At 68.3% G+C, this 24035-nt stretch carries 17 protein-coding genes, 3 tRNA genes and 2 pseudogenes; 19 read left to right on the top strand and 3 right to left on the bottom strand.

Annotated elements, in window-relative coordinates; all coding sequences use genetic code 11:
• Positions 1-129: 129 nt before the first annotated feature.
• A complete protein-coding gene (locus H7965_RS14635) occupies positions 130-1563 on the top strand; it encodes an NAD(P)H-hydrate dehydratase (RefSeq protein ID WP_186771321.1) in 1434 nt (477 codons plus the stop codon).
• A 79-nt stretch (positions 1564-1642) separates the two neighbouring features.
• Positions 1643-3109 (top strand): malonyl-CoA decarboxylase, encoded by a 1467-nt coding sequence (locus tag H7965_RS14630; RefSeq protein ID WP_186771320.1) that lies wholly within the window; start codon positions 1643-1645, stop codon positions 3107-3109.
• A 231-nt stretch (positions 3110-3340) separates the two neighbouring features.
• Here H7965_RS14630 and H7965_RS14625 read toward each other — a convergent pair whose 3' ends face one another.
• The 3 genes from H7965_RS14625 to H7965_RS14615 form a co-directional block, all read right to left on the bottom strand.
• Positions 3341-4378 (bottom strand): sensor histidine kinase, encoded by a 1038-nt coding sequence (locus H7965_RS14625; protein WP_186771319.1) that lies wholly within the window; start codon positions 4376-4378, stop codon positions 3341-3343.
• Positions 4379-4497: 119 nt separating this feature from the next.
• Positions 4498-4932, bottom strand: coding sequence for a response regulator (locus H7965_RS14620; RefSeq protein WP_186771318.1), 435 nt, complete (start codon positions 4930-4932; stop codon positions 4498-4500).
• Positions 4929-6434 carry a sensor histidine kinase gene (locus H7965_RS14615; RefSeq protein WP_186771317.1) on the bottom strand — a complete coding sequence of 502 codons (1506 nt, stop codon included), beginning with the start codon at positions 6432-6434 and terminating at the stop codon, positions 4929-4931. Before H7965_RS14615 ends, H7965_RS14620 begins: the two co-directional genes overlap by 4 nt.
• 296 nt (positions 6435-6730) lie before the next feature.
• Between H7965_RS14615 and H7965_RS14610 the strand changes: the two genes are divergently transcribed.
• The 17 genes and pseudogenes from H7965_RS14610 (at position 6731) to nuoG (ending at position 24034) form a co-directional block, all read left to right on the top strand.
• Positions 6731-9139: a 1-deoxy-D-xylulose-5-phosphate synthase N-terminal domain-containing protein gene (locus H7965_RS14610; RefSeq protein WP_456308163.1), complete on the top strand. Its 2409-nt coding sequence runs from the start codon at positions 6731-6733 to the stop codon at positions 9137-9139.
• Positions 9140-9249: 110 nt separating this feature from the next.
• Positions 9250-9334: transfer RNA gene (locus tag H7965_RS14605), tRNA-Leu, on the top strand.
• A 40-nt stretch (positions 9335-9374) separates the two neighbouring features.
• Positions 9375-9794, top strand: a pseudogene (locus tag H7965_RS14600) (trigger factor); the annotation flags it as partial.
• A 636-nt stretch (positions 9795-10430) separates the two neighbouring features.
• Positions 10431-11228 (top strand): annotated as a pseudogene (tig, locus tag H7965_RS30900) (trigger factor); the annotation flags it as partial.
• A gap of 197 nt (positions 11229-11425) precedes the next feature.
• Positions 11426-12073: an ATP-dependent Clp endopeptidase proteolytic subunit ClpP gene (gene clpP / locus H7965_RS14590; protein WP_186771315.1), complete on the top strand. Its 648-nt coding sequence runs from the start codon at positions 11426-11428 to the stop codon at positions 12071-12073.
• Positions 12074-12293: 220 nt separating this feature from the next.
• Positions 12294-13550, top strand: coding sequence for an ATP-dependent Clp protease ATP-binding subunit ClpX (clpX, locus tag H7965_RS14585; RefSeq protein ID WP_186771314.1), 1257 nt, complete (start codon positions 12294-12296; stop codon positions 13548-13550).
• Between the two features lie 167 nt (positions 13551-13717).
• A complete protein-coding gene (gene lon, locus H7965_RS14580) occupies positions 13718-16129 on the top strand; it encodes an endopeptidase La (protein ID WP_186771313.1) in 2412 nt (803 codons plus the stop codon).
• Between the two features lie 201 nt (positions 16130-16330).
• On the top strand, positions 16331-16606 hold the full coding sequence (locus H7965_RS14575; RefSeq protein ID WP_149537351.1) for an HU family DNA-binding protein: 276 nt from the start codon (positions 16331-16333) through the stop codon (positions 16604-16606).
• 123 nt (positions 16607-16729) lie between these two features.
• A tRNA-Val gene (locus tag H7965_RS14570) sits at positions 16730-16801 on the top strand.
• An 81-nt stretch (positions 16802-16882) separates the two neighbouring features.
• Positions 16883-16959 (top strand) — tRNA-Asp (locus tag H7965_RS14565).
• Between the two features lie 243 nt (positions 16960-17202).
• The gene (locus tag H7965_RS14560; protein WP_186771312.1) at positions 17203-17571 is read left to right on the top strand and encodes an NADH-quinone oxidoreductase subunit A; all 369 of its coding nucleotides are present in this window, start codon (positions 17203-17205) and stop codon (positions 17569-17571) included.
• A 28-nt stretch (positions 17572-17599) separates the two neighbouring features.
• Entirely contained in the window at positions 17600-18157 is a 558-nt protein-coding gene (locus tag H7965_RS14555; RefSeq protein WP_186771311.1) for a NuoB/complex I 20 kDa subunit family protein, read from the top strand.
• Between the two features lie 13 nt (positions 18158-18170).
• Entirely contained in the window at positions 18171-18782 is a 612-nt protein-coding gene (locus H7965_RS14550; RefSeq protein WP_186771310.1) for an NADH-quinone oxidoreductase subunit C, read from the top strand.
• On the top strand, positions 18779-20059 hold the full coding sequence (locus tag H7965_RS14545; RefSeq protein ID WP_229682620.1) for an NADH-quinone oxidoreductase subunit D: 1281 nt from the start codon (positions 18779-18781) through the stop codon (positions 20057-20059). Before H7965_RS14550 ends, H7965_RS14545 begins: the two co-directional genes overlap by 4 nt.
• Positions 20056-20688, top strand: a complete 633-nt coding sequence (locus tag H7965_RS14540) for a complex I 24 kDa subunit family protein (RefSeq protein WP_186771309.1) — start codon at positions 20056-20058, stop codon at positions 20686-20688. Before H7965_RS14545 ends, H7965_RS14540 begins: the two co-directional genes overlap by 4 nt.
• Position 20689: 1 nt before the next feature.
• Positions 20690-22003 carry an NADH-quinone oxidoreductase subunit NuoF gene (gene nuoF / locus H7965_RS14535; protein ID WP_186771308.1) on the top strand — a complete coding sequence of 438 codons (1314 nt, stop codon included), beginning with the start codon at positions 20690-20692 and terminating at the stop codon, positions 22001-22003.
• A gap of 6 nt (positions 22004-22009) precedes the next feature.
• Positions 22010-24034, top strand: coding sequence for an NADH-quinone oxidoreductase subunit NuoG (gene nuoG / locus H7965_RS14530; RefSeq protein ID WP_186771307.1), 2025 nt, complete (start codon positions 22010-22012; stop codon positions 24032-24034).
• Position 24035: the final 1 nt, after the last annotated feature.

Here is a 24035-nt window from a genome sequence, read left to right as displayed (position 1 = left end):
GGTACCCGCTCGGGTTCACCGAGCCAGCTTGCCGGAGCGAGTCGCCGCAGGATCTGATCGGATTTTGCAACAACAGGTTGTGGCGCGGACGGCGTTCAGCGTCGCGGCGATTCAGGGTAGCCTCGCCGGATGCCGAGTCCGGCCCCCTGCGAATTGCTCACCCCGGCGGAGATGACCCGCGCCGATGCGCTGGCGATCGCCGGCGGCATCCCCGGCCCACGGCTGATGCTGGCCGCCGGGCGGGCGGTGGCGCGGGCCGCGCAGCACCGCTTTCCGCCGGGCCGCACCTTGGTCCTGGCGGGTCCGGGCAACAACGGCGGGGATGGCTATGTCGCCGCCCGGCTGCTGGAGCAGGCCGGCTGGCCGGTGGCGGTCGCCGCCTTGGCGCCACCGCGTCCGGGCAGCGATGCGGCGCTGGCCGCCGCCGCCTGGCGCGGCCCGATGGCGCCCTTCACCCCGGCCGAGGCGGCCCGCGCCGCGCTGGTGGTGGATGCGGTGTTCGGCGCCGGGCTGACGCGCGATCTCGATGGCCCCGCTGCCGAGACCCTGGCCGCGGTGCGCGCGCCGCTGCTGGCGGTGGATGTGCCCTCCGGCCTCGATGGCGCCACCGGCCAGATGCGTGGCTTCGCCCCACAGGCGGCGCTGACCGTCACCTTCTTCCGCCTTAAGCCCGGCCACCTGCTGCTGCCCGGCCGAACGCTCTGTGGCGAGACGCGGCTGGCCGACATCGGCCTGCCCGCCGCCGTGCTGCCCGGCACCCGGGCCCGGGCCTGGCGCAACGCGCCGGGGCTGTGGCAGCTGCCGGCACCCGGTGCCGCGGCGCATAAGTACAGCCGGGGCCATGTTACCATCCTCGGCGGCGCGGCGATGACCGGCGCCGCGCGGCTTGCGGCGGGTGCCGCGCATCGGGCCGGGGCGGGGCTGGTCACCATCGCTGCGCCGGATGCGGCCAGCGCCGCGCTCTACCGGGCCGGCGACCCTGGGACCATCGTCTCCGAGGCAAGCCTCGCGGCGTTGCTGGAGGATGCGCGGCGCCGGATCTGGCTGCTCGGCCCCGGCCTGCCGCCCGAGCCTGCCACTCGCGCCGCGCTGCGCCTGGTGATCGACGCCGGGCGGCAGGTGGTGGCCGATGCCGGTGCTCTGGTCGCCTGCGCCGGCGTGCCAGCCGCGCTGGCCGGCGCAGCCGTGCTCACCCCACATGCCGGCGAATTCGCCAAGGTGTTCGGCGAGCCCGGCCCCGACCGCCCCGCCGCCGTCCGCGCCGCCGCCGCCCGCACCGGCGCGGTGGTGCTGCTGAAGGGCGCCGACACCACCATCGCCGCACCCGACGGCAGGCTGGCCATCAACGCCCATGCACCGCCCTGGCTGGCCACCGGCGGCACCGGCGACGTGCTGGCAGGCATCATCGCGGCGCTGCTCGGACAGGGCATGGCTCCCTTCGAGGCCGCCTGCGCCGCCACCTGGCTGCATGGCGAGGCGGCTTTCCGTCATGGCCCCGGGCTGGTCGCCGCCGATCTGATCACTCTGTTGCCAGCCGCATTGCGCGCAGCAGGCGAGGCGTGACGCCGCTCCCAAAATCGCGCTAGATTTCTCAATGTTTCGCGCGTTCGAATGGATGCGGACCGGCCAGGAGTATTGCTGAATGTCCGAGGTGCTTGAACAGGCTGGCTTGTTCGACCGGGCCCTCCGCCGCGTCACCAGCCTGTGGCGCGACATGGCCGAGCGGGTGGTCGGCGCCGAGGATGACGGGATCGAGGCGCAGATGCGCGCCTGCCTTGCCGGCCGCGGCGGTGAGGTCTCCGCCCGTAGCCGCGCCGCGAGGCTGGCGCAGACCTACCTGACCCTCGGCGCCGAAGGCCGCGTCGATTTCCTCCGCACGCTTGCCGGTTTCGACTCCGATGAGGCGGCGCTGGCCCAGGCGATCGAGCGGGTGCAGGCGAGCGCTGACCCAGTTGCGCGGGCCACCGCCAAGGCCCGGCTGCGCCGCGCGCTGGAGCCGCCGCGGGTCCGGCTGCTGACCCAGTTCACCACCATCCCGGACGGCATGAAATTCCTGGTCGACCTGCGCGAGGAATTGCTGCGGGTGATGGACCAGGACGCCATGCTGCAGGCGCTGGAAAACGATCTCAAGTCGCTGCTGGCGAGCTGGTTCGACGTCGGCTTCCTCGAGCTTCGTCGGATCGACTGGAACTCTCCCGCCGCGCTGCTGGAGAAGCTGGTCAGCTACGAGGTGGTGCACCGCATCCGCACCTGGCGCGACCTGAAGAACCGGCTCGACAGCGATCGTCGCTGCTATGCCTTCTTCCATCCCCGGATGCCGGCCGAGCCGCTCATCTTCGTCGAGGTCGCGCTGGTGAAGGGACTGGCCGAGAGCGTGCAGCGGCTGCTGGACGAGAAGGCGCCGGTGCTCGACCCCACCCAGGCCGATACCGCCATCTTCTACTCCATCAACAACTGCCAGCGCGGGCTGGACGGCATCAGCTTCGGCAATTTCCTCATCAAGCGGGTGGTGTCGCTGCTCGGGGCGGAGCTGCGCGGCATCAAGCAATTCGCCACCCTCTCGCCCATCCCTGGCTTCAGCCGCTGGCTCTCCGCCCGGCTGGCGGCAGGGGATACGGCGCCGCCGGCACTGACCGAGGAGGAGGCCAAGGCGCTGCGCGAGGTGGCGCCGCCGCTCACCGCCTTGCCGGCCCCCTTGGCGGCCCCGGCTGAGGGCGGCGCGGCCACCGCCCCGGCATTGGCCGAAGCGCCGGCGCAGACCCTGGCGCGGGTGCTCGCCCGGCGGTCCTGGCCGCGTGAGGAAGCCGTCGCCAAGGCGCTGGAGCCGGTGCTGGTGCGGCTCTGTGCCAACTACCTGGTGAATGAAGCTTCGCCGCGCGACCCGAAGCGGGCGCGCGACCCGGTGGCGCATTTCCACCTCTCGAATGGCGCCCGGGTCGAGCGGATCAACTGGCGCGGCGATGTCTCGGAGAAGGGGTTGCGCGAGAGCGCCGGGCTGATGGTGAACTACCTGTATGACCCGGCACGGATCGAGGAATACCACGAAGCCTATGTCGGCGAGGGCAAGCGCGCGGCGGCCAGCGCGATCCGCAAGCTGGCGCGGGCCTGAGAACTCTCCGCAGCACCGCTTCGCAGTGTTGCGGGAGGCCATGATCCCTCCCAATCGGCGCTTCGGCACGCCTTCCGCGGCTTTGCCGCGGAAGGACGCCAGGACGCGTAGCGGTGTGGGCAGGCACTCCGATATCGACGACCGTTGGCCGTAACCGATCAATGGCCCCCTCGATCACCGGGCGGCTTGCTCCACAACCCTTGGCTACGCGCCACGCCGCGAAGGCCCCGTTCAGCCCAGCGCGAAGCGGATGCTGACGCTGGTGCCGCCCGGTCCGGCCTGATGCTCGACCTCGCCGCCGACGCTCGCCGATAGCGCCTCGACAATGCGGCGGCCAAGTCCGGTGCCGCCTGGCTCCCCCGCGGCGGAGCCGATCCCCTCATCCTGCACCGCCAGCACCCCGCCGCCTGCCTCGGCCCGCAGGCGGACCCGGATCGGGCCCTCTGTCGCATCGGGATAGGCGTATTTCAGCGCATTGGTCACCAGCTCCGAGACAATGACGCCGAGCGAGACGGCGCGGTCCGTCGGCACCTCCAGCGGCTCCGCGTCCAGCGCAATCGTGCGGCCGCCGACCGAGCGGCCGATCTCGTCCAGCAGCCCGGCCAGGTACTCGTGCAGCGCGACGCTGTGCACGTCATCCGAGGTGTAGAGCCGGCGGTGCACCTGGGCGACCGCGGCGATGCGGTTGCGCATCGCGGCCAGCGCGTTACGTGCGGCCGGATCGGAAACCGCGCCTTCCTGCAGCCGGGCAAGGGAGCCGATGAGCTGCAGGCTGTTGGCGACCCGGTGGTTGACCTCCCGCAGCAGCACCGCCCGCTGGCTCGCCAGTTCCTCCGCCCGGTCGCGGGCGTCGCGCACCGCCGCCTCGGCCTGCGAGCGGGCCTCGACCAGCGCGGCTCGCTCGATCGCCACCTCGATCGCCGAGCGCAGCAGCAGCAGGAATTCCTCGCCAACCTCCTTGATGACGTAGTCGGCGGCGCCGGCCCGCAGCGCCGCCACGGCGATGCGGCCCTCGTCGGAGCCGGTGACGTAGATGACCGGCGGCGGGCAGGGCAGGGCGCGCAGCCCGGCCAGCGTCTCCAACCCGTCCTGGCCGGGCATGTAGTGGTCGAGGCAGATCGCGGCAAAGCCGCCAGCGGCGGCCATCGCCAGCCCGGTGGTGCCGTCCGGCGCAGTCTCCACCACATAGCCATGGCGTTCCAGGTCGCGCTGCACCAGCCGGCACAGACCGGGCTCGTCGTCGATATAGAGAATGCGGCGCGCGGTCATGGTGCCGGCATCACCGTGTCGTAGTCATGATATCAAGGTCATCTGCCAGGGCTGAATTGCCAAGGGGGGCACAAAGCGCATCATGCCAGCGCGATCATGCCAGAGGCATGGTGCCGAAATCATGGCGGCGGCGGCACCTGGATCACGGCCAGGAACAGGCCGAGCTGGCGCACCGCCTGGGCGAAGGTGTCGTAGTTCACCGGCTTGGTGATGTAGACATTGCATCCCAGCTCGTAGCAGCGCCGCACTTCGCGCTCGTCATCCGTCGTGGTCAGCACGATGACCGGAGCGGGACGCAGCTGCGGGTCCGCCTTCAGCTTCACCAATATGTCAAATCCGCTCATGTCCGGCAGGTTGAGGTCGAGCAGCACCAGCGTCGGCCGATGTTCCGGCCGGTTTTTGCCGATGAGGTATTCGAGCGCCGAGGTGCCGTCGGTGAAGTGGCGGACCTCGTTGTAGACGCCGGCACGTTGCAGGTTCTTCTCGATCAGCCTGGCATGGCCCTCGTCATCCTCGATCATGACGATGGTCACGGCATGGGCGGCGGCGTTCATCGGGGGGACTCCTCGGGGGAGGGGGTTGGCATGGGGGGCGGCTCCAGCGGCAGGATTACCTGGAAGCGGGAGCCGGCACCCGGCGCCGACTCCAGCGTGACCTCGCCGCCCAGCCTGCGGGCCAGGGCGCGGACATGGGCGAGGCCGATGCCCTCGCCCGGCTGGTCCTGCCGGCCGGAGCGTCGGAACAGCTCGAACACCCGGGCATGGTCGCGCGGGTCGATGCCGCGGCCATTGTCCGCCACCTCGATCCGCACCCGGCCAGCCAGGCGCCGGGCCAGGATTGTGATCCGGCCGGGGCGTGCCGGATCGAGGTATTTCACCGCATTGTCGATCAAATTGCCGAACAGCTGTTCCAGTGCCAGCCGATCGCTGCGGATCGTCGGCAGGCCCGGCGCGATCTCAAGGCTGGCGCCGGCGGCGTCGAGCTGGTGACGCAGCGAGGCGGCGATGCCCTCGAACAGCCGGTCGAGCGCCACCGGCTCCGGCCGCAGCGCGCGGCGGCCCTCGCGCGACAGCCGCAGGATGGCGTTGATCAGCCGGTCCATGCGCTCGGTGGAGGAGCGGATGAAGCCGATCGCCTCGGGCAGGTCCTCGGCCACCGCCGCCCGGGCTTCCGCCGTCACCAGTCCGGGCGCCTCGGCCTCGGCGGCGGCGAGCAGTGCGCTGAGTGGGGCGACCGCGGCCTCCAGCTCGGCGGTGAAGCCCATGACGTTGACCAGCGGCGCCCGCAGGTCGTGCGAGACGATGTAGGCGAAGCGCTGCACCTCCTCGTTCACCGCGGCCAGCGCCGCGGTGCGCTCGGCAACCCGTGCCTCCAGCCCGGCATTGGCCGCGGTGACCTCCGCCTGGGCCTGCTCCAGCTCACGCGTGTAGCGCACCGCCAGGATGGCGGAGCCGACGGTGACGGCCAGCATCAGCACGAAGGCCAGCGCGGCCCCGATCAGCAGGGCGCGGCCATTCGCCTCAAGTCCGGCGGAGCGGGCCGCAAGCCGCATGGCGCTGCGGGCCTCCACGCCGGCGACCATCTCCCGCAGCGTGTCCATGCTGGACCTGCCATCGGCCGAGCGCGTGATGGCGAGCGCCTGGTCGCGCTCCCCCGCCCGCTGCAATGCGATGGTCCTGGCCAGTTCGGCGAGCTTCGCCGTGGCCAGCTCGCGCAACTCGGCGATCGGCCCGGGCCGGCCGCCATCCTCCAGGACCAGCTTGGCAAGCCGGGCCATGGCCTGCGGCAGCGCCTCGACCGCGGCGTGGTACGGTGCCAGGTAGCTTTCCTCCCCGGTGAGGAGGAAGCCGCGCTGACCGATCTCCGCATCCTGCAGCAGGGACAGCGCGCGCAAGGTGGTGACGCGGACTTCCTGGGCGGAGGAGACGGCGCTGGCGTAGTTGCGGGTGGTTTCGACCTGCCAGACCAGTCCGGCGCCAGCGGCCAGCAGGGCGGCGAAGCCGATGCCGATCAGCAGCAGGGTCAGGCGGCTGAACAGCGCCTTGTCTATCGGCATCGCCAGACCCCGCGGGCTGGAGCGGGTGACTCACTCATTCCGCGCTCCATGACCGAAATGAGACAAGCCTGTCGCTGGCGCGGTGCCGCACCGGCAATATGCGGTTGCGATCAATCATCTGTTGTCGGCCGAAGCAAGCGGCAGCGCATCCCTTGCCTGTACCGGGCGAGCCCTGCCGTCGCAACCCACGGTGGTACGAGTCAGCCAGGAGCCGGCACGCTTTACCGCCGTGGCCCTTGCCGCGGGGCTGGTGCCGGGGCCAGATGCTCAAGCTCAAAGTTGCGGGAGGGGCCGAATTGAACGTCCTGACGTCCGGCGTGTCCAATGTGGTGCAGGCCGAGCGCGAGTCGGAGCCAGAGCGGCTGCGCCTGCTGCGTGCGCTGGAGCGCAAGCTGCTCTGGCTCTCGGCATGGATGATCCACCACGCCAATCATGTGCGGCCGAACCGTGACGGATTGAAGGTCGGCGGGCATCAGGCCTCCTGCGCCTCGGTCATCTCGATCATGGCGGCACTCTACTTCGAAATCCTGAAACCGGAGGACCGGTTGGCGGTGAAGCCCCATGCCGGGCCGGTGTTCCATGCGGTGAACTGGCTGTTCGGCCGGCAGAGCCGGGAGAAGCTGGAGACGCTGCGTCAGTTCGGCGGCATCCAGCCCTATCCAAGCCGGGTGAAGGATGGGGCGGAGGTGGATTTCTCCACCGGCTCGGTCGGTCTTGGCGTCGCCCTGACCAGCTTCGGCAGCCTGGTGCAGGATTACGTCCGGCTGCACGGGCTGGGACGTGAGGCGATTCCCGCCGGCCGGCACATCGCCATCGTCGGCGACGCCGAGCTGGACGAGGGCAATATCTACGAGGCCCTGCTGGAGGGCTGGAAGCACGACATCCGCAACGTCTGGTGGGTGGTCGACTACAACCGCCAGAGCCTGGACAGCGTGGTGCAGGACCGCCTGTTCGGCCGGATCGAAGGCCTGTTCCGCGACATGGGGTGGAACGTCGTCACCCTGAAATACGGCCGCCGGCTGCAGGCCGCCTTCGCCCGCGAGGGCGGCGAGGAACTCCGCCGCTGGATCGACGACTGCCCGAACAGCCTCTATTCCGCCCTGACCTTCCAGGGCGGCGCGGCCTGGCGGGCGGCGCTGCTGACCGACCTCGGCCGGGTGGAGGGGATCCGCGCCATTATCGATCCGCTCTCCGATGAGGAGCTGGGGGCGCTGATGACCAACCTCGGCGGCCATGACGTGGCGACCCTGCTGGAGGCCTTCCGCGCCCAGGACGCCGCCGGCGACCAGCCGACCTGCTTCATCGCCTATACCATCAAGGGCATGGGCCTGCCCTTCGCCGGTCACAAGGACAACCACTCCGGGCTGATGAGCAAGGAGCAGATGGCCATCTTCAAGCAGGAGATGGGCATCCGCGACGGACATGAATGGGACCGCTTCGAAGGGCTGGACTCGCCGGAGGCGGCGCTGCAGGGCTTTCTCGACAGCGTTCCCTTCGCGCGGACGCTGGCGCCGGAAGGGCGGCGGCTGAATGCCCCGATGGTGCCGGTGCCGGCAGGCTTCCCGCAGCCGCGGGTGCCGGCCGGGCGTAAGCTCTCCACCCAGGCGGCCTTCGGCGAGGTGCTGGCGGAGCTGGGCCGGGGGCAGGGGGAGGCGGCGGCGATCGCCCGGCGCATCGTCACCACCAGCCCGGACGTCGCCGTCTCGACCAATCTCGGCCCCTGGGTGAACCGCCGCGGCGTCTTCGACCGGCACCTGAAGAACGACGTGTTCCGCGACGCCAAGCTGGCCTCGGCCCAGCGCTGGGGCATGTCGCCGGAGGGCCAGCACATCGAGCTCGGCATCGCCGAGCAGAACCTGTTCCTGCTGCTCTCGGCGCTCGGCCTGGCGCATGATCTTTATGGCGCGCGGCTGCTTCCGGTGGGCACGGTCTACGACCCCTTCGTCAACCGCGGCCTCGATGCGCTGATCTATGCCTGCTACCAGGATGCGCGCTTCATGCTGGTCAGCACCCCCTCCGGCCTGACCCTGGCGCCGGAGGGCGGGCAGCACCAGTCGGTCAACACCCCGCTGATCGGCATCGCCCAGGACCGGCTGGCGAGCTTCGAGCCGGCCTTCGCCGACGAGTTGTCGATCCTGATGCGCTGGGGCTTCGAGCACATGCAGAAGCCGGAGGGCAGCGCGGTCTGGCTGCGCCTCTCGACCCGCGGGCTGGAGCAGCCGGAGCGCCGGCTGGACCCGGCGGCGGTGATCGCCGGCGGGCATTGGCTGGTGCCGCCGGCGCCCGGGGCGCGCATCGCCATCGCCTACCAGGGGCCGGTGGCACCCGAGGCCATGGCCGCCTTCGAGGAACTCCGGGCGGAGGAGCCCGGCGCCGGGCTGCTGGCCATCACCTCGGCCGACCGGCTGCACGCCGAATGGCTGGCCGCGCGGCGGAAGGCCCGCCAAGGAGACAGACAGGGCTTCCGTGCGCCAAGCCATATCGAGACCCTGCTCGCCCCGCTGGCGCCCGGCGCGGCGCTGGTAACGGTGCTGGACGGCCATCCGGCGGCACATGCCTGGCTCGGCGCGGTGCGCGGGCAGCGGGTGGTGCCGCTCGGGGTCGATCATTTCGGCCAGGCGGGGGATATTCCCGATCTCTACCGGGAGTATGGGCTGGATGTGGACGCGATCCTGGACGCCTGCGCCCAGGCGCTGCTGGGGTAGGCGCCCGGCAGGGGGCGGGTCGTCCGGCAATTCCGGTTCGGCAGGCCGCCGCTTTCAAACCGCGCGCCGCTAGGCTACACGGCCCCTCTTGCTTGCCGTGGACTGGCTGGGCGGGCGTGGTGGAACTGGCAGACACGCTGGATTTAGGTTCCAGTGGCGCAAGCCGTGGGGGTTCAAATCCCTCCGCCCGCACCACCGCGGCCTCAGTCCCTATTTCTGATTGGGTGGAACGACGATGCAGGTGACCGAGGTCGCGAACGAGGGTCTCAAGCGGGGCTATACGGTGGTTGTGCCCGCGGGCGACATCGCTGCGGAACGCGACAAGCGGCTGGCCCAGCTCGGCCGCGACCTTCGCCTGCCCGGCTTCCGCCCCGGCAAGGTGCCGGCCAAGGTGGTGCAGCAGCGCTACGGCCAGGCGGTACTGGGCGAAGTGCTGGAGCAGTCGGTCAACAAGGCGACCGACCAGGTGGTGACCGACCGCGGCCTGCGCCCGGCGCTGCAGCCGAAGATCGAGCTGGTGAATTTCGCCCCCGACGCCGATCTGGAATTCAAGATCGATGTCGAGGTGCTGCCGGAGATCCCGCTGCCGGACTTCAGCGCCATCGCGGTGGAACGGCTGAAGGCCGAGCCGACCGAGGAGCAGGTTGCCAAGACGCTGGAGCAGATCGCCAGCCGCAACCGCAGCCTGGAGGATGTGGCCGAGGTGCGGCCGGCTGTCACCGGCGACGTGCTGATCTGCGACTTCGTGGGCCGGCTGGCCGGCGGCCCGGCCAACCAGCTGCGCAACCCGGCCGGCGCCGCTGCCCAGGGGGCGGGCGAGAGCGCTCTTCCGGAGCACTGGACCCCGCAGATGAAGGCCGCCACCGAGGTGGTGGGCCGTGGTGAATCCCACGTCGACATCCGCTTCCATGGCGATGCCGCCCTGGCCAATCAGGCGCTGAATTTCGATGGAACAAAGGTAGTCGCCGCAAAGCCCGGCTCGTCCTGGGCGGTGTCGGCGAAGCTTGCGCTGGTGGGCGGCGCCCTGGATGCAGTCGGCCAGTTGGCCCTGCGGCTGCGTGGTGGCAGCGAAGGTGGCGCGTCGCTCAACATCTTTGCCGGGCCCAACCAGGTGGCAGCCCTGCGCGGGGCGGGTGCCGAGCCGGTTGCTGCCGCGGCGGAAGGTGTGCTCGCCAGCGAGGAGACGGCCGTCGTCACGGGTGGGCTGGTCTTCGCCACCAGCGGCCCCTTCGACTTCACCTTGCGAATTGCCGATGCGAGCCTGACCGAAGCCGGCGCGGAGGCGGGTCCGGGCGAGCCCTTCCCCGGCGGCACCGCCACGGATGCGCCGATCGAGGTCAACGGCACCGGCTTCATCCCCGGCTTCACCGAGCAGCTCGAGGGCATGGCGCCGGGCGAGGCCCGAACCATTTCGGTGACCTTCCCGGCCGAATACGGCTCCAAGGCGCTGGCGGGCAAGGCAGCGACCTTCGAGGTAACCGCCAAGGCGCTGAAGCGCTCGGTGCTGCCGGCGATCGACGATGCCTTCGCCGCCACCCTCGGCTTCGAGAATCTGGAGAAGCTGAAGGAAGCGGTGCGTGGTCAGCTGCAGGGCGAATACGACAACCTGTCCCGGCTGAAGGTGAAGCGGGCTCTGCTGGATGGGCTGGCCGCCCAGGCCAGCTTCCCGGTGCCTGAGGGCATGGTCGAGGCCGAATTCAGCCAGATATGGCAACGGATCGAGGCCGATCTCAAGGCCGGCCGGCTGGACGAGGACGACAAGGGCAAGGATGAGACGGCGCTGAAGGCCGAGTACCGCGGCATCGCCGAGCGCCGCATCCGGCTCGGCCTGATGCTCTCGGAAATCGGCCGGACCAACAACATTACCGTCTCCGCCGATGAACTGGCCCGCGCCATGCGCCAGGAAGCCGCGCGCTACCCGGGCCAGGAGCAGCAGGTGATGGAGTTCTTCCGCAAGAATCCACAATCGGCCGAGAATCTGCGTTCGCCGATCTTCGAGGAGAAGGTGGTGGATTTCATGCTGGAGCTCGCCCAGGTGACCGAGCGTGTGGTCACCCCGGAGGAGCTGACGGCCGCCACGGCGGCCTGAGACCGGCCGGGCCAGCGCCACCGCCTCCGCCGATCGGGGGGGCTTCCGGTGGTGCTGCCGGGGCCCCACATTAAGACTCCTGGGACAAGTTCAGGACATGCTGTGGGGCAGATCGGGCTGCCGTCGGCGGCCTGGATGTCCGGGGAAGGCCATCGGGGCCGGCAAGCGGCCGGTTCCCAGGAGTGAAAGGCACTACCATGCGGGACCGTGATCCGGTCGAAGTCTACAACAACACCCTGGTCCCGATGGTCGTCGAGCAGACGGCCCGCGGCGAGCGGGCCTTCGACATCTATTCGCGCCTGCTCAAGGAACGGATCATCTTCCTGACCGGCCCGGTCTTCGACCAGGTGTCGTCGCTGATCTGCGCCCAGTTGCTGTTCCTGGAAAGCGAGAACCCGAACAAGGACATCGCCTTCTACATCAACAGCCCGGGCGGCGTCGTCTCTGCCGGTCTGGCGATGTACGATACCATGCAGTATATTCGTTCGCCGGTCAGCACGGTCTGCATTGGCCAGGCGGCCTCCATGGGCTCCCTGCTGTTGACCGCCGGGGCCAAGGACAAGCGCTTCGCCCTGCCGAACAGCCGGATCATGGTCCACCAGCCCTCGGGTGGCGCCCAGGGCCAGGCGACGGACATCGAGATCCAGGCGCGCGAGATCCTGAAGCTGCGGCAGCGGCTGAACGAGATCTATGTGAAGCACACCGGCCAGCCGCTTGCCGCCATTGAGGCGAAGCTGGAGCGCGACAGCTATATGTCTGCCGAGGAGGCCCGCGACTTCGGCCTGGTCGACCAGGTGGTCGAGCAGCGGCCGGTGGCTCCGGGGGCCGAGGCGGCACGCAGCTGATCCGGCCGTCTCACCACGTCGCGACGGCGGCCCGGTTCCCCGCGCCCGGCAGGGCTGGATTGTTTCAGTCCGCGTCCGCTATCGCGCAATGCTTTCCCCCTGATGACAGGGGGGCTACAGTTGATCCGAGCGTCCCCCCTTGGCTGCGGGGGGCGGGGGCCAAGGTTGCGCCCGCATGCATCGCGGGCGGGTCCGGCCACCCCATTCAGGCGGAGTGCCCATGAGCAAGTCCGGCGATTCCAAGAACACCCTCTACTGCTCGTTCTGCGGTAAGTCGCAGCACGAGGTCCGCAAGCTCATCGCCGGACCCACCGTGTTCATCTGCGACGAATGCGTCGAGCTGTGCATGGACATCATCCGCGAGGAGCACAAGACGCACCTCGTGAAGTCGCGCGACGGGGTGCCGACGCCGAAGGAGATCTGCAAGGTCCTCGATGATTACGTCATCGGCCAGGACCATGCGAAGAAGGTTCTCTCGGTCGCCGTGCACAACCACTACAAGCGGCTGGCGCATGGTGCCAAGAACAACGACGTCGAGATCGCCAAGTCGAACATCCTGCTGCTCGGCCCGACCGGCAGCGGCAAGACGCTGCTGGCGCAGACGCTTGCACGCATCCTCGACGTGCCCTTCACCATGGCCGATGCGACCACGCTGACCGAGGCCGGCTATGTCGGCGAGGATGTCGAGAATATCATCCTCAAGCTGCTGCAGGCGGCCGACTACAATGTGGAACGGGCGCAGCGCGGCATCGTCTACATCGACGAGGTCGACAAGATCAGCCGCAAGTCGGACAACCCCTCCATCACCCGCGACGTGAGCGGCGAGGGCGTCCAGCAGGCGCTGCTGAAGATCATGGAGGGCACGGTCGCCTCCGTTCCGCCGCAGGGCGGACGGAAGCATCCGCAGCAGGAGTTCCTCCAGGTCGACACCTCGAACATCCTGTTCATCTGCGGCGGCGCCTTCGCGGGCCTGGAGCGGATCATCGGTGCCCGTGGCAAGGGCAGTGGCATCGGCTTCGGCGCGGAGGTGCGGTCGCCGGACGACCGCCGCGCCGGGGCCATCCTGCGCGAGGTGGAGCCTGAGGATCTGCTGAAATTCGGTCTGATCCCAGAGTTCATCGGCCGCCTGCCGGTGGTCGCGACTCTCGAGGACCTGGACGAGAAGGCGCTGGTCGAGATCCTGACCAAGCCGAAGAACGCACTGGTCAAGCAGTACCAGCGGCTGTTCGAGATGGAGGGGACCAAGCTCACCTTCACCGAGGACGCCATGCGCTCCGTCGCCACCCGCGCCATTCAGCGCAAAACCGGCGCGCGCGGGCTGCGCTCGATCATGGAGGCGATCCTGCTCTCCACCATGTTCGACCTGCCGGGTCTCGACGACGTGGATGAGGTGGTGGTGAATCGTGAGGTGGCCGAGGGCCGCGCCACGCCGCTGTTCATCTACGGCGAGCGAGCGGCCGAGCAGAGTTCGGCCTGATACCCGTCCGGCCCTTGGCCACCGGGCGGCACCCTGGCGTGTCGCCCGGCTTTCAAGGGCTTGTTGGAGATCGTCGCGCGGCCCATCTGAACTGCATTCCCGTGACGCGCGGGAACGTGCCGCGTTAGGGCGTTCTCCACGTCGACTGTCCCTCAGTGAGGTCCACAATGGCGGATAAGCCCGAAACTCTCCGCGGCGAATTGTTCCCCGTCCTGCCGCTTCGCGATATTGTTGTCTTCCCGCACATGATCGTGCCGCTTTTCGTCGGGCGTGAGAAATCCGTTCGCGCGCTGGAAGCGGTGATGCGCGAGGACAAGCAGATCCTGCTGGTGGCGCAGAAGAACGCCGCGCAGGACGACCCCGGCGCCGACGACCTGTACCAGGTCGGCACCGTCTCCACCGTGTTGCAATTGCTGAAGCTGCCGGATGGCACCGTGAAGGTGCTGGTCGAGGGCGGCCGCCGTGCCAGTATCGTCGGCTTCAAGGAAGTGCAGACGCATTTCGAGGCCTATGCCACCGACATCGAGGAGCCGGCGGCCGAGGCCCCGGAGACCGAGGCGCTGGCACGCACCGTGGTCGGCCAGTTCGAGCAGTACATCAAGCTCAACAAGAAGATCGCGCCGGAGGTGCTGGTCTCGATCAACCAGATCGACGATCCGACCAAGCTGGCCGATACCGTTGCCGCGCATCTCTCGCTGAAGATTCCGGAGAAGCAGGAGCTGCTGGAGACCCCCGGCACCTCCGCCCGGCTTGAGCGCGTGTTCGCCCATATGGAATCCGAGATCGGCGTCCTGCAGGTGGAGAAGCGTATCCGCAGCCGCGTCAAGCGGCAGATGGAGAAGACGCAGCGCGAGTACTACCTGAATGAGCAGCTGAAGGCGATCCAGAAGGAGCTGGGCGAGGGCGAGGACGGCAAGGACGAGGCCGCCGAGCTTGAGGCCCGCATCAAGGCGACCAAGCTCTCGAAGGAAGCCCGCGAGAAGGCGATGGCCGAGCTGAAGAAGCTCCGCAGCATGTCGCCGATGAGCGCCGAATCGACGGTGGTGCGCAACTACCTCGACTGGATGCTCTCCATCCCGTGGAAGAAGCGCAGCAAGGTCCGCAACGACATCGTCGAGGCCGAGAAGGTGCTCGATGCCGACCACTTCGGCCTGGAGAAGGTCAAGGAGCGGATCATCGAGTATCTGGCGGTGCAGTCGCGCTCGCCGAAGATCAAGGGGCCGATCCTCTGCCTCGTCGGCCCGCCCGGCGTCGGCAAGACCTCGCTCGGCAAGTCGATCGCCAAGGCCACCGGCCGTAACTTCGTGCGCATGTCGCTTGGCGGCGTGCGGGACGAGGCGGAAGTGCGCGGCCACCGGCGGACCTATATCGGCTCCATGCCCGGCAAGGTCATCCAGGGGATGAAGAAGGCGAAGACCAGCAATCCTCTGTTCCTGCTGGACGAGATCGACAAGCTCGGCGCCGACTGGCGCGGCGATCCCTCCTCGGCGCTGCTGGAGGTGCTGGACCCGGAGCAGAACGGGACCTTCGCCGACCACTACCTGGAGGTCGACTACGACCTGTCGGATGTGATGTTCGTGACGACCGCCAACAGCCTGCGCATGCCGCAGCCGCTGATGGACCGCATGGAGATCATCCGCATCCCCGGCTACACCGAGGATGAGAAGGTCGAGATCGCCCGCCGCCACCTGATCGCCAAGCAATCCGAAGCCAATGGACTGAAGGAAGGCGAGTGGTCGGTCTCCGAGGAGGCGCTGCGCGACCTGGTGCGCTACTACACGCGCGAAGCCGGCGTCCGCAGCCTGGAGCGCGAGATCGGCGGCCTCGCCCGCAAGGCGGTGCGCGAAATCGTCTCGAAGAAGGCGAAGAAGGTCGCGATTACTGCCAAGAACCTCGACAAATTCGCCGGCGTGCGGAAGTTCCGTTACGGCGAGGCCGAGGCGGAGGACATGGTGGGCGTGGTCACCGGCCTCGCCTGGACCGAGGTCGGCGGCGAGATCCTGACGATCGAAAGCGTGACGGTGCCCGGCAAGGGCAAGGTGCAGACCACCGGCAAGCTTGGCGACGTCATGCAGGAAAGCGTCTCTGCGGCGATGTCCTATGTGCGGTCGCGGGCAACCAGCTTCGGCCTCAAGCCAACGCTGTTCGAACGGCGCGACATCCATGTGCATGTGCCGGAAGGTGCAACGCCGAAGGATGGGCCGAGCGCGGGTATCGCCATGGCGACCAGCATCGTCTCCGTGCTCACCGGAATTCCGGTGCGCAAGGATGTGGCGATGACGGGCGAGATCACGCTGCGCGGTCGCGTGCTGCCGATCGGCGGGTTGAAGGAGAAGCTGCTGGCGGCGCTGCGCAGCGGCACCACCACGGTCTTCATCCCGAAGGACAATGAGAAGGACCTGGCCGAGATCCCTGCCAATGTGAAGAAGGGGTTGACCATCATCCCCGTCTCCCATGTGGACGAGGTCATCGCCAGCGCCCTGGTCCGCAAGCCCGAGGCGATCGAGTGGCAGGAGCCGCCCGAGGCTCCGGCGCGTGCCACCGACGGCGACGCCACCAAGCCGGCGCTGCCGCACTGACAACTCTCACGGACGGGGCGCAAACCCCGTCCGTGAGCGTGTCCACACCGCCAGAACCCGCAGAAAACCGCGGATAACGGCCGCGAATCGGGTATCGCGTGATTGACGCGAAAGAATCCCACCCCCTACAGTCCCCGCCGGTTTCTGGCCTGGAATCGTCCGGGCGGGTGATTTGGCGTCCTCAGGGAAGGGGGAACTTGCATGGCGAACAAGCAGGATCTGGTGGCGATCATCGCCGAAACGGGTGATCTGCCCAAAGCCAAGGCTGGCGAGGTGCTGGACGCGGTGTTCGAGGCGATCACCAAATCCCTCAAGAAGAAACAGGACGTGCGCCTCGTCGGCTTCGGCACCTTCAGCACCAGCAAGCGCAAGGCCGGCAAGGGCCGCAATCCGCGCACCGGTGAGGAGATCAAGATCCCGGCGACAACCACTGTGCGCTTCAAGGCGGGCAAGGGCCTGAAGGACGCCGTGAACTGATGCACGGCGCGGGCGTCGGCCCGCGCCGGCCCCGGAGGATCCCGCAAGGGAAGTGACGAAGGGGCTGGCGGTGACGCTGGCCTTTTCTTTTGTGCCGCCATTGAGGCATTCTGGCGGCCCCATGGGCGCTTAGCTCAGCGGTAGAGCGCTTCGTTTACACCGAAGATGCCGGGGGTTCGAATCCCTCAGCGCCCATGCCCCGCCACCATCGAAATCCTTGCTGGAACGCGGTTGACACCGCCGCCTCCGAGCCGTATTTCCCGCCTCCTGCCGCGGGCGGGTGTAGCTCAGTTGGTTAGAGCGCCGGCCTGTCACGCCGGAGGTCGCGGGTTCGAGCCCCGTCACTCGCGCCACGCGGCAGTTCAGAACGGAGGATGCAATCCCCGCTTGAGGGGAAGGGCCTCTTGGCCGATCCCCTGAGCCTGTGTCGCTCCAGTACGAAATCGCCGTCCGAGCCTTGAGAAAGGCGCTCTTCCCCCTATGGCGGAGTGCGCGGAGCGCGGCTAATGTCCGCCCGCGCTGCGCTGCGGCATGGACCGTGGAGCACCCGCCGCGGAACCCCAAGGCTCCAAGGCGCCACCAAGGGCGGAGCACCAATGACCCAGCCGCTGCTGGCCGAATATTTCCCGATCCTGGTCTTCCTCGGCATCGCCGGCGGCATCGCCATTGCCATGGTGGGAGGCAGCCTGCTGGTGGCCCGGCAGAAGCCTTATGCGGAGAAGCTCTCGGCCTATGAATGTGGCTTTGAGCCGTTCGACGACACCCGCCGGCGCTTCGACGTGCGGTTCTACCTGGTGGCGATCCTGTTCATCATCTTCGACCTGGAAGTGGCCTTCCTGTTTCCTTGGGCGGTGGCGCTGGGCGGGATCGGCTGGTTTGGCTTCCTCTCGATGATCGCCTTCCTGGGCGTGCTGACCGTCGGCTTCATCTATGAGTGGCGCAAGGGCGCCCTGGACTGGGAGTGACGGCGCGGCCGTCCGACCGGAGATACCCATGAGCGGAAACACGGATACAATCCTCTGGAACCGCGAGCATCTGCCGCCGGGTCCGGCGCAGGATGCGGTGATCAAGGGCATCACCGGCGAGGTCGAGGACAAGGGCTTCGTCGTCGCCAACATCGACAAGGTGGTGAACTGGGCCCGCACCGGCAGCCTCTGGCCGATGACCTTCGGCCTGGCCTGCTGCGCGGTGCCGATGATCCACGCCTATATGGCGCGCTACGACCTCGACCGGCTCGGCATCATCCCGCGTGGCTCGCCGCGGCAGTCGGATGTGATGATCGTCGCCGGCACGCTGACCAACAAGATGGCCCCCGCGCTGCGCAAAGTCTACGACCAGATGTCGGAGCCGCGCTGGGTCATCAGCATGGGCAGCTGCGCCAATGGCGGCGGCTATTATCACTACTCCTACAGCGTGGTGCGGGGCTGCGACCGCATCGTGCCGGTGGATGTCTATGTGCCCGGCTGCCCGCCGACCGCCGAGGGGCTGGTCTACGGCATCATGCAGTTGCAGAAGAAGATCCGCCGGACGGGGACCATCCTGCGTGGCTGATATCCAATCCCTCATGGGGGCTGTCACTGCGGCGCTGCCGCAGGGCAAGGCCGAGATCGAGCGCGGCGCCGAGCTGGTGCTGCGCCTGCCGCGCGAATCGCTGCTGGATGCGATGCTGCTGCTGCGTGACGACCCGCGCTTCGCCTTCGAGCAATGCATGGACATCTGCGGCACCGACTGGCCGGAGAAGCCGCTGCGCTTCGAGGTGGTCTACAACCTGCTCAGCCTGGCGCTGAACCAGCGCATCCGGGTGATCGTGGCGACCGATGCGGCGACTCCGGTGCCGAGCGTCGCAAGCATCTGGCCCTGCGCCACCTGGTATGAGCGCGAGGCTTGGGACATGTACGGCATTGTCTTCGAGGGCCTGACCGACCTGCGCCGGCTGCTGACCGACTACGGCTTCGAAGGGCACCCGCTGCGCAAGGACTTCCCGCTGACCGGCTATGTCGAGGTGCGCTACGACGAGGAGCGCAAGCAGGTGGTTTACGAGCCGGTGAAGCTCACCCAGGACTTCCGCAACTTCGACTTCCTGAGCCCTTGGGAGGGGCTGACCACTCTGCCGGGCGACGAGAAGGTGCACCTTAACCGCATCGAGGCGCCGAAGCCGGAGGAGGCGAAGCCATGAGCGGCAGTTCGGCCATGGCGTCCGAGGCGGGGCCGCTTGCGGCTGCTGCCGACCCGAAAGCGGTGGCCTCGGCGACCGGCGCGGAGCAGGCGACGCGCACTGTCGAGGTGGACAGCCACACCATCAACTTCGGTCCGCAGCACCCGGCGGCGCATGGCGTGCTGCGCCTCATCCTGGAGATGAAGGGCGAGGTTGTGGAGCGCGCCGATCCGCATATCGGCCTGCTGCACCGCGGCACCGAGAAGCTGATCGAATACAAGACCTATCTCCAGGCGATGCCCTATATGGATCGCCTGGATTACGTCAGCCCGATGTGCATGGAGCACACCTTCGTGCTCGCGGTGGAGCGGCTGCTGCGGATCGAGGACCAGGTGCCGGAGCGGGCGCGGGTGATCCGCACCATGTTCGCGGAACTGACCCGCATCCTGAACCACCTGTTGAACGTCACCACCTATGCGCTCGACTGCGGTGCCATCACCCCGGCACTCTGGGGTTTCGAGCAGCGCGAGCACCTGCTGGAATTCTACGAGGCAGCAGGCGGCAGCCACTACCACGTGAATTACTTCCGCGCTGGCGGCGTGGCGAAGGACCTGCCGGCCGCGCTGCCGGAGCGGATCGCCGGCTGGTGCCGGCAGTTCCCGAAGTTCCTCGAGGATCTTGAGGGGCTGCTGACCGAGAACCGCATCTTCAAGCAGCGCACCGTGGACATCGGCGTGATGACCGCCGAGCAGGCAATGGAATGGGGTTTCTCCGGTCCCTGCCTCCGCGCCAGCGGCGTGCCCTGGGACCTGCGCAGGTCCCAGCCCTATGAGATCTATGGCGATCTCGACTTCGACATCCCGGTCGGCCGGCACGGCGACTGCTACGACCGCTACCTGGTGCGGATGCAGGAGATGCGGCAGTCGCTTCGCATCGTCGAGCAGTGCCTGGCGCGGCTGAAGCCGGGGCCGGTCAAGATCCAGGACAACAAGATCGCGCCGCCGAAGCGGGGCGAGATGAAGCGCTCGATGGAGGCGCTGATCCATCACTTCAAGCTCTTCACCGAGGGTTATCATGTGCCCGAAGGCGCGACCTACACGGTGACCGAGGCGCCGAAGGGCGAGTTCGGCGTCTATATGGTGGCCGACGGGACCAACCGGCCCTACCGTTGCAAGATCCGCGCGCCGGGCTTCGCGCATCTGCAAGCCATGGAAGTGCTGTCCAAGGGCCATATGCTGGCCGATGCCGTGGCGATCATCGGTTCGCTCGACATCGTCTTCGGGGAGATCGACCGGTGAGCGTGCCTGCGACCCCTGAGGGCTTCGAGCAGCCCGAGAGCTTCGCCTTCGACGCCGACAGCCAGGCGGCGATCGAGACCATCGTGAAGCGATACCCGCCGGGCAAGCAGGCCAGCGCGGTGATCCCGCTGCTCTATGTCGTGCAGCGGCAGATGAAGCGGCAGACCGGCAGCGCCTGGGTGCCGAACAAGGGCATGGATGCGGTGGCCGAGCGGCTGGGAATGCCGCCGATCCGGGTCTATGAGGTGGCGACCTTCTACTTCATGTTCAACATGAAGCCGATCGGCAAGTTCCACCTCCAGGTCTGCGGCACCACGCCCTGCTGGCTGCGCGGCTCGGATGATGTGACGCGCGCCTGCAAGGACGCCGGGCATGTACCGGGCTTTGGCCAGACCAGCGCCGATGGGCTGTTCACCATGACCGAGGTGGAGTGCCTCGGCGGCTGCGTGAATGCGCCGATCCTGCAGGTGGATGACGACTACTACGAGGACATGGACTACGAGAGCACGGTGAAGCTGATCGAGGCGCTGAAGCGCGGCGAGCGGCCGGCGCCGGGGTCGGTCATCGGGCGTCAGGCCAGCGCTCCGGTGGGCGGCCCCCTCGCGCTGACAGACGTGCCGGGAGAGTGAGATGGCGCTGACCGACAAGGACCGCATCTTCACCAACCTTTACGGGCTGCACGACTGGCGGCTGCCCGCGGCGCGCCGGCGCGGCCATTGGGACGGCACCGGTGCGCTGATCGCCAAGGGACGCGACTGGATCATCGAGGAGGTCAAGAACTCCGGCCTGCGCGGCCGCGGCGGTGCAGGCTTCCCGACTGGCCTGAAGTGGTCCTTCATGCCGAAGCAGGCGAGCGACCGGCCGCACTACCTGGTGGTCAACGCCGATGAGTCGGAGCCGGGCACCTGCAAGGACCGCGACATCCTGCGGCATGACCCGCACACGCTGGTCGAGGGCTGCCTGATCGCCGGCGTCGCGATGGGTGCGCATGCCGGCTACATCTATGTTCGCGGCGAGTATTACAACGAGCACCTGGTGCTGCAGGCGGCGATCGACGAGGCCTATGCGGCGGGGCTGCTTGGCCCGAATGCCTGCGGCAGTGGCTGGGACTTCGACCTCTACGTCCACCGCGGCGCCGGCGCTTATATCTGCGGCGAAGAGACGGCGCTGATCGAAAGTCTCGAGGGCAAGAAGGGCATGCCGCGGCTGAAGCCGCCCTTTCCGGCGGCGGTCGGCCTCTACGGCTGCCCCTCGACGGTGAATAATGTCGAGACCATCGCGGTTGTGCCGACCATCCTGCGTCGCGGCGCAGGATGGTTCGCCGGCTTCGGTCGGCCGAAGAACAGCGGCACCAAGATCTTCTGCATTCAGGGCCATGTGAACAAGCCCTGCAATGTCGAGGAGGAGATGAGCATTCCACTGCGCGAGCTCATTGAGAAGCACGCCGGCGGAGTGCGCGGCGGCTGGGACAACCTTCTGGCGGTGATCCCGGGTGGCTCCTCGACGCCGATGATCCCGAAATCCATCTGCGATGACGTGCTGATGGATTTCGACGCGCTGCGTGAGCACAAGACCGGCCTCGGCACGGCCGGTGTGATCGTGATGGACAAGTCGACCGACCTTATCAAGGCCATTGCCCGGCTCTCGACCTTCTACAAGCATGAGAGCTGCGGCCAGTGCACCCCCTGCCGCGAGGGGATGGGCTGGGTGAAGCGGATGATGGACCGGATGGTCGAAGGTCGCGCCGAGGTGGCGGAGATCGACGTGCTGGAGCAGGTGACGCGGCAGATCGAGGGCCATACCATCTGCGCCCTGGCCGATGGTGGCGTCTGGCCGGTGCAGGGGCTGATCCGGCATTTCCGGCCGATGATGGAAGAACGCATTGCTGCCTACAAGGCCGCGAAGGGCTCGCCTGAGCCCACGCTGCCGATGGCGGCGGAGTAAGCCGCAATGGCGAAGGTCACGGTTGACGGCATCGAGGTGGAGGTGCCGAACGGCGTCTCCGTCCTGCAGGCATGCGAAGCCGCGGGCAAGGAGATCCCGCGCTTCTGCTACCACGAACGCCTCAGTGTCGCCGGCAATTGCCGCATGTGCTTGGTTGAGGTCGAGAAGGCGCCGAAGCCCATCGCCTCCTGCGCCTATCCGGTTGCCGATGGCATGAAGGTCTTCACCGATAGCCCGATGGTCCGCAACGGCCGCCGTGGCGTGATGGAATTCCTGCTGATCAATCACCCACTGGATTGCCCGATCTGCGATCAGGGCGGCGAGTGCGACCTGCAGGACCAAGCCATGGCCTACGGCCTGGACCACAGCCGCTACAAGGAAGAGAAGCGGGCTGTGAAGGACAAGTACCTTGGCCCGTTGGTGAAGCCGATCATGACGCGGTGCATCCAGTGCACCCGCTGCGTCCGCTTCGCCACCGAAGTGGCGGGTGTGCCGGAACTCGGCGCGACCAACCGCGGCGAGAACATGGAGATCACCACCTATGTCGAGAAGGCGCTGACCACCGAGCTGTCCGGCAACCTGATCGACATCTGCCCGGTTGGCGCGCTCACCTCGCGCCCCTACGCCTTCGTCTCGCGGCCCTGGGAGCTGCGCAAGACCGACAGCATCGATGTAGTGGATGCGGTAGGGACCAACATCCGCATCGACGCCCGCGCCGGCGAGGTGCTGCGCATGTTGCCGCGCACCAATGACGACGTGAACGAGGAATGGATGGCCGACCGCGGCCGTTTTTCCTTCGACGGGCTGAAGCGCCGGCGCCTTGACCGCCCCTGGCTGCGCAAGGACGGCAGGCTGCAGCCGGTAAGCTGGGGCGAGGCCTTCGCTGCCGTCGCCGCGCGCATGAAGGGCGTGCCGGGCGAGCGGATCGGCGCCGTCGCCGGTCCGCTGGCGGACGCCGAGGCGATCGTCGCACTGCGTGACCTGATGGGTGCGCTCGGCAGCCGCAACCTCGAATGCCGCACCGATGGCGCGGCGATCGATGCCTCGCGCCGCGATTTCTACACCTTCAATACCGGCATCGCCGGCATCGAGGAGGCGGATGCGCTGCTGATCATTGGCAGCAACCCGCGGACCGAGGCGCCGGTGCTGAATGCACGGATCCGCAAGCGCGTGGTGGCGGGACACTTCCCGATCGGCCTCGTCGGCCCGCGCGGCCTTGACCTGACCTATGGCCATGACTGGCTGGGCGAGGGCGGGATCACCCTGCGCAGCCTGGCCGAAGGCAACCACCGCTTCAACGAGGTGCTGCGCGCGGCGAAGAAGCCGATGCTGATCCTCGGCCGCGGCGCGCTGGCGCGGGCGGATGGCCAGGCCGTGCTGGCGGCGGCGTGGAAGATCGCCGCCGAGAACAACATGCTGCAGGCGGATTGGCACGGCTTCAACCTGCTGCATTTGTTCGGCGGCGAGGTGGCGGCGCTCGACCTCGGCTTCACCGGCGGCAGCGCCGAGGGGCTGGACGTGTTGTGGCTGCTCGGCGCCGAGCCGAAGCGCATTCCGGACGGCGCCTTTGTCATCTACCAGGGCCACCATGGCGAGGCCGCGGCCGGCCGCGCCGATGTGATCCTGCCAGGCGCCGCCTACACCGAGAAGGACGCGACCTGGGTCAACACCGAGGGCCGTGTGCAGCGCGGACGGCTGGCGGTCTACCCGCCGGGAGAGGCGCGGGAGGATTGGAAGATCCTGCGCGCCGTGTCGGAGCTGCTGGGCAAGCGCCTGCCGTATGATGATCTGGACGCCGTCAGGGCCCGGTTGGCCGAGGTGAACCCGGTCTTCGCCGGTGCCGGCTTCGCGCCGCATGGCTGTGCCGATGTCGCCGGCCCCGCCGGCGATCCCGCGGCGGTGGCCGATGCGCCCTTCGTGCCGGCGCTGGCGAATTACTGGCAGGCGGATGTCATCAGCCGCGCTTCGCCGACCATGGCGGAATGCGCGAAGGTCTACGGTGCGCCGGCGGCGCGGCTGGCGGCGGAGTAGG

Origin of the sequence: Siccirubricoccus deserti (assembly GCF_014283215.1) — a bacterium.
Lineage (GTDB): Bacteria > Pseudomonadota > Alphaproteobacteria > Acetobacterales > Acetobacteraceae > Siccirubricoccus > Siccirubricoccus deserti.
Note: the sequence above shows the minus strand (reverse complement) of the source record. Positions and strands in the feature narration are given on the sequence as shown.